Genomic DNA, 10,733 nt, shown 5'->3' with positions numbered 1-10,733 from the left:
TTTTAAAGAGTTTAAAAATGCCTTCATACTACGCCGTTATATTTACCTCAGTTAAAAAAGAAAATATTTCTGAGTATGATTCTATGGCGCGGCTAATGGAAAAACTTGCACAACAACAATCTGGATATAAACATCATGAATCTGCTCGTGAACAAATAGGCATTACTGTTTCTTACTGGGATTCCCTAGAAGCAATAGACCAATGGAAACAGCAAGTGGATCATCAAATGGCGCAACGCTTAGGTAAATCTGATTGGTATAAATGGTATCACGTGCGCATTTGTAAAGTGGAACGTGAGTATAGTTTTGGGCAGGAATAAAAATGCAGTTACCTACAACAACTTCTTCAACTCTTCTAGAATGCGAGAAGTCTCTATAGAATCAGTAATATCTTCATAGCCGTCCACTAATTGATTACCAAAAATAGAAGTAGGAACTAATGGATAAGTTATTCTATTAACAGTAAGTTGACGTTGTATAGGCTGCGCATAAGGTGCAAAACCAGCATATGGATGTGTGTTTCCCCATAGGGTAATAACAGGAACACCATACATCGCTGCTAGGTGACCATTACCACTATCCATAGCAATCATAGCATCGAGATTTGAAATAAGACTGAGCTCTTCTTCAAAATCTAAATTACCTGCTATTGAGATAATATTATCTGCACTGCTTGCCATTTGAGCTAGATCACTGGTTTCTTTTTTGCCACCACCAAATAATAATAAATTGACGTTAGACATTGCAGCAACCTTTTGAGCAATTTCAGTAGCTTTTTCTAGACCTACAGCCTTAGTACGATGTGCAGCAAATGGTGCAAAACCTATCCAATTAGAAGAATTTTTGCCTACTTTTTCAAGTATTTGAGCAGAAATGGATCTTTTTAGAAGAAACTCGTCTTGTTTTAAATGAATTTCAAAACCTAGATCTCGCAATACATCTGCATATCGCTCTGTACTATGTTTAAGAGGTTTAAAAAATGATGAGTTATCAATTAATTGCTTTTTTTCTGCGCGACCTTTATTAATAACAGCGTTAGGTATTCCCATCATAAATATACGCAACATTTTAGTGCGTAACACATTATGAAAATCTGCAATAGCTTGTGGTTGAAGTTCTTTCAATTCTTTCGCTAGTTTCCACAAACCGGGAATTCCTTTGTGTATATCGTCTACTTGAGCTTCTATAAACGTAACGTTAGGTATTTGTGATAAGATGGGTTTAAATCGCTTTCGCGAAAGCGTGATCACCTCAACACTGGGATAATCTCTTTGCAAAGCAAGTAAAACAGGCACACACATAGCCACGTCACCCATGGCACTGAGCCTGATAACGATAATGCGTTGCGGTAAGGCCATATTATTTACGTGCTCTCAATACTGGATTAAGCTCATCATCATTATACATCTTCATTTGCTTATACACTTTCATGTATTTACGACCATGCGCGATGTCTTCTAACAATTGATCTAGAGCAGTAGAAAGATCAATACGTTGTTCTAATAAAATGTCTAATTTTTTCTGACAGGCATCAATATGTGATTGAGAAGCATCTGTACGTGTTGCCTCTTCATTCATGTGATAAATCTTTAAGGCTAGGATAGATAATCTATCAATTGCCCATGCAGGACTTTCTGTATTAATAGTGGCGTTATCCTTAACGGTAACATCTGCATATTTATCTAAAAAATAACTATCTACATACTCGACCATATCTGTACGATCTTGATTACTAGCATCTATCTGACGTTTTAAAGTTAGTGCTGCAACTGGATCAATGTTAGGATCACGGATGATATCTTCATAATGCCATTGTACCGTATCAATCCAACACTTGCGATATAATAAGTGCTCTATAAGATCTGTATTACGATCATATGCATTTTCAAAAGGTTGATCAACTGTATTTACAACGTGGTAAACATCGATGACTTTTTGAAAAATAGCATTGGCTTTATCTGAGAACATAATTTGTTATTTTAAGATACAAATATAAGTCTCTTTAGTCAATTTTAGGGTTTGATTTAATACAGTAAAAAACTGCCCAACAGCAGTAAAACAGGAATCCAAAGAAGAATTTCTTTAAATATTTTATGATTTATTGCGTGCACTGCTCTTGCGATAAATACACTTAGTGGTAATATGAGAAATAAATATCCACCATTACAGAATGATTCAAAATCGATTAAAAATAAAGCAATACCACATAAACCCATAAATGTCATAATAGTAAATCGTGGTCGCACACTTTGCTGTATATCAATGAGCTTTGTCAAGTAAATAAATAGTCCAAACACAGAAAAAATAATCAGAAAAAACAAGATAATTTCTTGACTTTGAAATACTGTATACTCCCATAAATATGAAGATTTATATAAGTCCCATAACGAAGAAATGACGTGGTTATCCCACACATAATCATAGGTAAATAATAAAACCCATACACAACCCAATGCAATAAATGGTGTCGCCCAGTGCCTGAAGTCATTGCGCACATAAAGAAATATAGAAACAAAAACCAAGAGATATAATAAGGCGCTCCAATGATAAAAGACGGTCGCTATAGCTATCCAAAAGGTAGCGTCAAAAATCTTTTTTATAATTGAATGTCCTGTTTTAAGACTCAATAAACGACGAATTGCTAGCAGAACAAAGAACAATGCAACCATAATATGCAGCGGTACTTTAAATGCAAGATAAGTAAGTGATAAAATTGTAGCACACCACAACACATAACTGGATGAAGGTGTTAAATCGTTTTTAGACACAATAAATTCAACTAGAGCAAGGCTTCCCGACAAAATTAGTATAGCAATAAGTTCCCACCATTGTCTTTGTGGATCCCATAATATTGTAATTAATACCGTCAAGACTACTATAATGAACACCATCAAATAGTGAACAGGTCTAGAAGTACTAAAAAAAGTAGAAAGCATATGGTTTTTTGACTATTTTTGCATCAGTATAAAGCAATTTACAGTAATGAAAGAATTTTTTGAAGGAATCGCATACTTTTTTGAAGAGATATTATTAGCTCCATTTTCAGCCCTAGCTGAATTAGAGTTAGAAAACTGGTGGTTAGCAAATACCGTTTCATGGATTTGTATTGCAATTTTAATAGTAGCTTTAGGTTACTGGATTAAGCAACTACGTATTTTTGAAGCAAATGGTGAGGAAGACCACACACAAACTGCTCATTCTTTCTTAGGAAAAAATCAGAAATAAATATTAACCACTATAGGTCAAATCCTATATCGGTTCTATAATACATCCTATCAAAGTGTAGTTTATCTACATTCTGGTAGGATTTTTTTAGTGCCTCATTGAAATCTGTACCATAAGAAGTTACTGTCATAACACGTCCACCATTAGTAACTACTTTATCATCTTTTACAGTCGTACCTGCATGAAAAACGATGCTGTCTACTACCTTGTCTAGTCCTGTAATCTCCATCCCTTTATCATAAGCTTCAGGATAGCCACCTGCAACACACATTACTGTTGTTGCACTGCGCTCATCGATCACTAGATTTTCTTGATCTAAGCTAGATGTTGCAAAAGCATTTAAGTGACTTAATAAATCACTAGATATACGTGGAAGAACAGCTTCAGTTTCTGGATCACCCATACGTACGTTATATTCTATAACAAGCGGTTCTTGATCTACAATCATTAGACCTATAAAGACAAATCCCTTGTAGACTAAGTTTTCCTTTTTAAATCCTTCTATAGTTGGAATGACAACTTTTTGCTCAATTTTTTGCATCAGTACATCTCCTGCAAATGGTACTGGAGAGACCGCACCCATTCCACCGGTGTTTAAACCTGTGTCGCCTTCACCTATACGTTTATAATCCTTTGCAGTAGGCAAAATTTTATAAGAGTCGCCATCGGTTAAAACAAAAACGCTCATTTCTATACCGTCTAGAAATTCTTCAATCACAACTTTATTAGATGCTGCGCCAAATTTTCCACCTACCAGCATTTCTTCAAGAGATTCTTTAGCTTCTTGAGCATCAGAAATTATAAGCACACCTTTACCACCAGCGAGTCCATCTGCTTTTAGAACAAATGGAGGCTTTAATGAATTAATAAACGCCATTCCTTCCTTAAGTGTATCGCTAGTAAAACTTTGATAAGCTGCCGTAGGAACTTCATTGCGTTCCATAAATTCTTTTGCAAACTCTTTAGAACCTTCAAGCATGGCTGCTTGTTTAGATGGCCCTATAACGTTGACATTTTTAAGAGCAGCGTCTTCTTGAAAGTAATCATAGATTCCTTCTACCAGTGGTGCTTCTGGTCCTACTACTACCATTTGCACATTATTCTCAAGAACAAATTCTTTAATCGCTGGAAAATCAGTCACGCCTAGCGCTACATTAGTCGCTATTTGAGCCGTACCAGCATTTCCTGGAGCAACAAAAAGTTGAGAAAGTAAAGAGCTTTTTGAAATTGAATATGCAAAAGCGTGCTCGCGGCCACCGCTTCCTAGAATAAGGACGTTCATAGGTTGTGTTTAAGAATGCAAAAATAAGTTTTACCTTGCTCAATATTGCTTTAAAATTTAAAATGCCACTACAACTTTTTGACAACATATTAAGATGGCAAGGTTTCCCTATTCAGGAAGCCAAATCTCGTTTTAAGCAATTATTAAGTAACACTGATGAATCTATAGAACAACAAAAGAAGGCAATTGTACAACATCATTTAAAGCATAACAACTTCTATATAAATCTATTAGAAAACAAATCTACTGACTGGGCAAAGCTTCCAGTACTTACTAAAAGAGATTTACAGCAACCACTTCATGAAAGATTAAGTAACGACTACAGCTCAAAAAACGTTTTTAAAGGAAAAACCAGTGGTTCTAGCGGTCATCCTTTTACTTATGCAAAAGATAAGTTTGCACACGCGATTACCTGGGCTGCATTTCATCATGCCTATAATGAACATGACATTGACCTCAACACGTCTTTACAGGCTCGTTTTTATGGGATACCATTGAGTGGAAAAGGTAAATATGTAGAACTCCTTAAAGACTATGTGAGCAATCGCAAAAGGTTTCCTATTTTCAATTTAAATGACGCGATATTAAAGAAGTATGTATCACGCTTTCGCGAAAGCGAATACGAATACCTCAACGGTTATACCAGCAGTATCGTACTACTAGCAAAATACTGTCGTGAGAAAGGTACAACTCTCAAAACCTACTGCCCAAGTCTAAAAATATGTATCGTAACCAGTGAAATGCTTTTTGCAGATGATCGCAAATTGCTTGAAAAATGGATAGGTGTTCCCATTGTGAATGAATATGGAGCTAGCGAGGTAGGATTAATCGCTATGGAAAATCAACAAGGAGAATTTGTTCTGAACCAGCAAAATCTATTTATAGAAATAGTCGATGATGCTAATCAACCAGTTACAGATGGAATAATAGGTCGTATACTCGTTACCGATTTATATAACCTAGCACATCCTATGATACGCTATGAAATAGGCGATTTAGGAAGTTTAAAAACACTAGAAAATGGTACCAGAATTCTAGAAAATCTACAAGGTCGTACCAGTGATATCGCAAGATTACCTAGTGGTAAAGTCGTTCCTGGATTGACCTTTTATTATGTTACAAAATCGATTATCAATGAAGATGTCAACATACTAGAATTTATAATCATTCAAAAAGCAGAAACATCTTTTGAAATTCAATATGTGAGTAAAACAGATATGGATGCATCACAAAAAACCCAAGTTCAAGCCGCAATGGATCAATATCTAGAACCAGGACTTGAAGTAATTTTTACCAGATTAGATTCTTTAGACCGCAGTAATCGTGGGAAATTGAAACAATTTATGAGCGAAGTGGATTAGGTATCGTATTCACCATTCCAAGGAGCAGAAAAAGCAATAGTAGAACTTGGCTGTAATTCAATGGTTTGGATTTCATCATCTGTAATAAGTCCAAATTCAAACCCATCAATTATTGTTGAAAATGGTTTGACTTCAATACTTCTAAATTTTAATTTACCTAATGGCTGTAATAATTGTAACAATAAACGCTCTGATTCCCCAATCTGGACATCTTTAGTTTTACCTATAAACTTGTATAAAGCCTCCAAAAACTTACCATTATTATCGAATAGATAAACTACCACATACTCTAAACGAGACTCTTGCCAATTTTCAGCCTGAAAGCCATTTGGAAAAATAAAGGTGTTATAACCGAAGAATAATCGGCCATCATTAAGTTCACCTAAATAATGTGTGTGATAATCTTCTTCTCTTTGAATTAAAATTTTATCAGGAAACCAATCATCATTTTTTGAAGACTCCTTTTGCTTTTTTTCAATCGAAACTATCATTTTCTTCTTTACAAGAAACTGCTCATAAAAAAACAACATCATATTCCAATAGCTCTTCATCGCTGAGTAACCTAAGTGTTTTCTATAAACTGCATAGTTATGCTTTACCAATTCTATTTTATTTGCAGACAGTCCATCGCTTAGTCGGTAACTAGCAATAGGTTCTTGAATTCCTATCGCAAAATCTGCTTTTTTAAGAACGTCTAACCACATGGCCCAATCTTGCCTTTTACGCAATGATGGAATGGCTATTTTACCTAATACAGCAGCGTTATAAATACCTGTAAGATTGCCCAGATAATTGGTTTTATGCAATTTATCATAAGTAAGTTTTTCAAATACTTTATAAACTGAGATAGGCTGATCTGGATTGGTTTTAAAGATCTCATAAGCTCCATAACATACGCTAGCGTTTTGAGTTTTCATAGCGTCGATTTGAGTCGTAAGCTTTTCTGGTTTCCATATATCATCTGCATCTAGAAAAGCGATATAGGTACCTGAGGCTTTTTCGACTCCTTTGTTTCTGCTTATTCCTGCTCCAGCGTTCTCGTCATTGCTTAGAGCAACGAACTGTAAATCTTGAGTGCTGTGTTGTTGTGCATATTTTTTCGCAACAGCGAGACTATCATCATTACTTGCGTCATCAATTGTGATAATTTCTATAGGTCTGTATGATTGATGAATGATGCTGTCTAGCGCTTCTTTAAGAGTTAAAGCACTGTTATAAGTAGGCATAATGACAGATACAAGTTCCATCTAATAGGCTTTTTCTTCACCCATAAATACGTTTGCCACAGTTTTAAAGATGATCTTCAAATCCATAACGGTGCTCCAGTTTTCTATATAGAAAATATCATTGCGCACACGACCTATGATATCCTCTTCAGTCTCTACCTCGCCACGATAACCGCTTACTTGTGCGAGTCCTGTAATACCTGGTTTTACAAAATGACGCACCATAAACTTATCGATACGTTCTGCATACATGTGTGTGTGGCTCACCATATGTGGTCGAGGTCCTACTACACTCATATCTCCTAAAAACACATTAAAGAACTGTGGCAGTTCATCAATACTAGTTTTACGTAAAAACTTCCCTATTTTGGTAATGCGATGATCTCCACGTGTGACTTGGTGTAAATCTGCGGTCTTATTGGGTACCATACTGCGGAATTTATAACAGGTAAACTCTTTATAGTCTAGTCCATTACGTTTTTGTTTAAAAAACACAGCTCCTTTAGATTCTAACTTAATAATGATGGCCACTATAGGTATTAACCAGGATAGAACTCCAACTATTACCAGTAATGAAAAGGCTATATCAAAGGATCGTTTTGCTAGTTTATTTACTGGATCGTCTAATGGTATTTGTCTTAAAGATAATATGGGTGTTTTACCATAATATTCATAGTGTAACTGTTTAGAGAGTACTGCAGATGTATCTGGTAGAAATTTAAGAGTACGCAGGTTATTGTCTGCAAAATCTGTAAGTTCAACTAATTGCTCATTAGTTAATGCTGGTACAGAGCAAAAGATCTCATCTACATTATTTTCAATTACCCAATCTGTAAACTCTTGAATATTAAAAGAGTCGTTTGTATCAAACAGATTTTTGAGTCGGTATCCATAATCAGGACGCTTTGCAAAGAAGTTCTTGAGCTGTTCTGTGTCCTTATTTGCACCTAAAATCGCAATATGTCTAAGGTTACCGCCTAATACCTTACGATAGTTTCTAAACAAGAAAAAGATACTCACCTTAATGGTCGCTATGGCAGCCATGGCAGCACCTATGTATTTAAATATAAAAACAGAGTCTCTATCAAGCTGATAATAATAGCCAAAAAAAGCAAACACTATGAAGGCAAAAAAGACAGACTGTTTTGCAATACGCAATAACAGCGTTATAAATTTAGTATTGCGATGTATTTGATAAAAATCAAATTGCATAGATACTATCACCCAGCATATACCTATGAAAATTCCAAAAGTGAGTAAGTCAAAACTACTATCAAAAAAATATCCCGCACCAGCAATGATCAGGCACAAATCTGTTAAATACAGAAAAGGTCTTATCAGTCCCGAATAACGGCCATCTCGATAGGATATACTATCGTCTGATATGTTTTGTAAAGTCTTTGTGCTCACGTTTATCTAATTCTTCTTTAGAAAGTGTTTTAAAATATTCAAAAGTAATACGCATTCCTTCTTCACGAGTTACCTTAGGTTCCCAGTCTAAGATTTCCTTAGCTAGTGTGATGTCTGGTTTGCGCTTTAATGGATCATCTTGAGGTAGTTCTTTATAAACCACTCTTTGATCTGTACCAGTAAGTTCTATAATCTCTTTTGCAAAATCACCAATTGTAATCTCGTGCGGATTCCCAATATTTACTGGATCACTGTAATCACTCAAGAGTAATCTATAAATTCCTTCTACTTGATCATCCACATAACAAAAAGAACGAGTCTGTTTTCCATCTCCAAAAACGGTAATGTCTTCTCCACGCAGTGCTTGTCCCATGAACGCAGGGATTACACGTCCATCATTCAATCGCATTCTAGGTCCATAGGTGTTAAAAATACGCACGATGCGTGTTTCTAGACCATGGAAACGATGGTATGCCATAGTAATGGACTCCTGAAATCGTTTTGCCTCATCATACACACCACGAGGTCCTATGGTGTTTACGTTTCCATAGTAATCTTCACTTTGAGGATGTACTAATGGATCTCCATAAATCTCACTGGTAGAGGCGATAAGTATACGTGCATTTTTAGCCTTAGCAAGGCCTAATAAATTATGCGTTCCCAAGGATCCTACTTTTAATGTCTGGATAGGAATTTTTAAATAATCTATTGGGCTAGCTGGACTCGCAAAATGTAAAATGTAATCTAACTCACCTGCGACGTGCACATAATTACTAACATCATTATGATAAAATTCAAATTGTTCTAAAGGAAAAAGATGTTCTATATTTTTGAGATCTCCTGTAATTAGGTTATCCATTGCTACCACACGATATCCTTCTTTTATAAATCGATCACATAAATGCGAACCTAAAAATCCAGCTGCGCCAGTAATAAGAACTCTTTTCTTCATCGAATATAATTGTGGTTAGAGCTGTAAATATAGGGAAAATGGCTGGTAGCATCGTATACTAGCTGTCCAGTAATGCTGTGAGTTGATCTACCCAATTGTCTAATATAGGTTTGCGTGCAAAATGTTGCGTTACATAACACCTTGCTTCTTTTCCTATTTGCAATCTTGCTTCTTGATTTAATCGCCAGTTTTCTAATTGATTGACGGCAGTTTCAACATTTGCAGTAGTGAGATAGCAACCTGCATTTGCAAGTTCCATCACCTGTTTTACTTCAGACTTTGCATTTCCTAAAACTAGAGAAGGCTTCTCGCTAGCCATCATGCCTAACAGTTTAGACGGCATTACAGTATCGAGCACTTCGGTTTTTTGAAACAAAAAATGCGCATCAGCACTACACAGTAAATCTGAGAGTTCTTCAAAAGGAACTGGATCGTAAAAGTGAATATTTTCTTGGTTTGTAGTATCCTTTAACTTCTGGTATTTTGCTCCAGCACCTACGATGATAATGTCATAATGTTGTGTTGGTAACGCTTTCGCGAAAGCGGAGAAAAAATCCCAATCTTGCTTATCTCCTACATTACCACTATAAAGCAATTTAAATTTATCACTGCGTAAGTAAGAATGCTGCTTTGCAGTCGCTGGGTTTACTTGATTTTCATCAATCCAGTTAGGCAAGTAATAATGTGGCTGGCTGGTTTTGGATTCCAGTTTTGCAATCATATTATGACTTATGGTACTAATCGTGTTTGCCTTATTTAAAATGCGTTTTTCAAGACCAAAAAGATACTTGAAAATCAACTTTTTTCCACCACTAGACAAACCCGATTGTAATGCGGCATCAAATTCAAAATCCTGTATGTGAATCCAACTTTTTGCTTTGTGAGTTCTTGCATGATATCCTGCAAGCCATGCACTGGACGTAAACGGAATAATAGAAATGACTAGATCTGCTTCTTTAATCTTTCTAAGATTGAAAAAACTTCCTTTAGTAAAACTCAAAATATGAATGATGCGTTTTAAAAAAGTAGGCGTTTCTGGCACATACTGCTTATAACGGTAGAGTTTTGCGCCTTTATATTCTTCTTGAAGATAATTGGGCTGGTCTTTATAGGCTTGCGCTATTTTCCACTGCGGATAATAAGGAAAGGCTGTAACGACATTTACGGTTGCGCCAGCACTTGTGAGTGCTTCTACCATTTGAGTAGAATACAGACCTATGGCTGTGTCTTCTGGCGCATAGTTGAGCCCTATGAATGTAATGTGTTTTCCTTTCAAG

The 10,733-nt window shown here is 35.8% G+C and carries 11 protein-coding genes; 3 read left to right on the top strand and 8 right to left on the bottom strand.

The genetic code is table 11. The annotated features are described in order from the left end of the window. Window positions 1-17 precede the first annotated feature (17 nt). Window positions 18-320, top strand: coding sequence for an antibiotic biosynthesis monooxygenase family protein (locus BST92_RS06145; protein WP_105070649.1), 303 nt, complete (start codon window positions 18-20; stop codon window positions 318-320). A gap of 12 nt (window positions 321-332) precedes the next feature. On the opposite strand, the gene BST92_RS06140 is transcribed toward BST92_RS06145, so the two are convergent. Genes BST92_RS06140 through BST92_RS06130 form a run of 3 tightly spaced genes read right to left on the bottom strand, consistent with a single transcriptional unit; the run spans window position 333 to window position 2,936 of the window. Continuing rightward, window positions 333-1,358, bottom strand: coding sequence for a glycosyltransferase family 9 protein (locus BST92_RS06140; protein WP_105070648.1), 1,026 nt, complete (start codon window positions 1,356-1,358; stop codon window positions 333-335). 1 nt (window position 1,359) lies between these two features. Next, entirely contained in the window at window positions 1,360-1,968 is a 609-nt protein-coding gene (locus tag BST92_RS06135) for a DUF4254 domain-containing protein (RefSeq protein ID WP_036583198.1), read from the bottom strand. A gap of 56 nt (window positions 1,969-2,024) precedes the next feature. Further along, window positions 2,025-2,936 carry a DUF6427 family protein gene (locus BST92_RS06130; protein WP_146105114.1) on the bottom strand — a complete coding sequence of 304 codons (912 nt, stop codon included), beginning with the start codon at window positions 2,934-2,936 and terminating at the stop codon, window positions 2,025-2,027. A gap of 46 nt (window positions 2,937-2,982) precedes the next feature. Between BST92_RS06130 and BST92_RS06125 the strand changes: the two genes are divergently transcribed. Continuing rightward, a complete protein-coding gene (locus BST92_RS06125) occupies window positions 2,983-3,225 on the top strand; it encodes a DUF6341 family protein (protein ID WP_036583203.1) in 243 nt (80 codons plus the stop codon). A gap of 10 nt (window positions 3,226-3,235) precedes the next feature. Here BST92_RS06125 and purD read toward each other — a convergent pair whose 3' ends face one another. Beyond that, on the bottom strand, window positions 3,236-4,507 hold the full coding sequence (gene purD / locus BST92_RS06120; RefSeq protein WP_105070646.1) for a phosphoribosylamine--glycine ligase: 1,272 nt from the start codon (window positions 4,505-4,507) through the stop codon (window positions 3,236-3,238). A gap of 62 nt (window positions 4,508-4,569) precedes the next feature. Here purD and BST92_RS06115 point away from each other — a divergent pair, with 62 nt between their 5' ends. Further along, window positions 4,570-5,868 (top strand): phenylacetate--CoA ligase family protein, encoded by a 1,299-nt coding sequence (locus tag BST92_RS06115; RefSeq protein ID WP_105070645.1) that lies wholly within the window; start codon window positions 4,570-4,572, stop codon window positions 5,866-5,868. Here BST92_RS06115 and BST92_RS15130 read toward each other — a convergent pair. From BST92_RS15130 to BST92_RS06095, 4 genes are read right to left on the bottom strand one after another with little or no spacing between them, the layout of a single operon-like run. Continuing rightward, a complete protein-coding gene (locus BST92_RS15130; RefSeq protein ID WP_211292450.1) occupies window positions 5,865-7,115 on the bottom strand; it encodes a glycosyltransferase family 2 protein in 1,251 nt (416 codons plus the stop codon). The genes BST92_RS06115 and BST92_RS15130 overlap by 4 nt on opposite strands. Then, on the bottom strand, window positions 7,116-8,504 hold the full coding sequence (locus tag BST92_RS06105) for an undecaprenyl-phosphate glucose phosphotransferase (protein ID WP_245910877.1): 1,389 nt from the start codon (window positions 8,502-8,504) through the stop codon (window positions 7,116-7,118). It lies immediately after the preceding gene. Then, window positions 8,467-9,456 carry a UDP-glucuronic acid decarboxylase family protein gene (locus tag BST92_RS06100; RefSeq protein WP_042269293.1) on the bottom strand — a complete coding sequence of 330 codons (990 nt, stop codon included), beginning with the start codon at window positions 9,454-9,456 and terminating at the stop codon, window positions 8,467-8,469. The genes BST92_RS06105 and BST92_RS06100 overlap by 38 nt, the downstream gene beginning before the upstream one ends. 58 nt (window positions 9,457-9,514) lie before the next feature. Further along, entirely contained in the window at window positions 9,515-10,732 is a 1,218-nt protein-coding gene (locus BST92_RS06095; protein ID WP_042269292.1) for a WcaI family glycosyltransferase, read from the bottom strand. Window position 10,733 lies beyond the last annotated feature (1 nt).

Source organism: Nonlabens arenilitoris (assembly GCF_002954765.1).
Lineage (GTDB): Bacteria > Bacteroidota > Bacteroidia > Flavobacteriales > Flavobacteriaceae > Nonlabens > Nonlabens arenilitoris.
The sequence above is the reverse complement of the archived record's forward strand: the minus strand, read 5'-3'. Positions and strand labels throughout refer to the sequence as shown.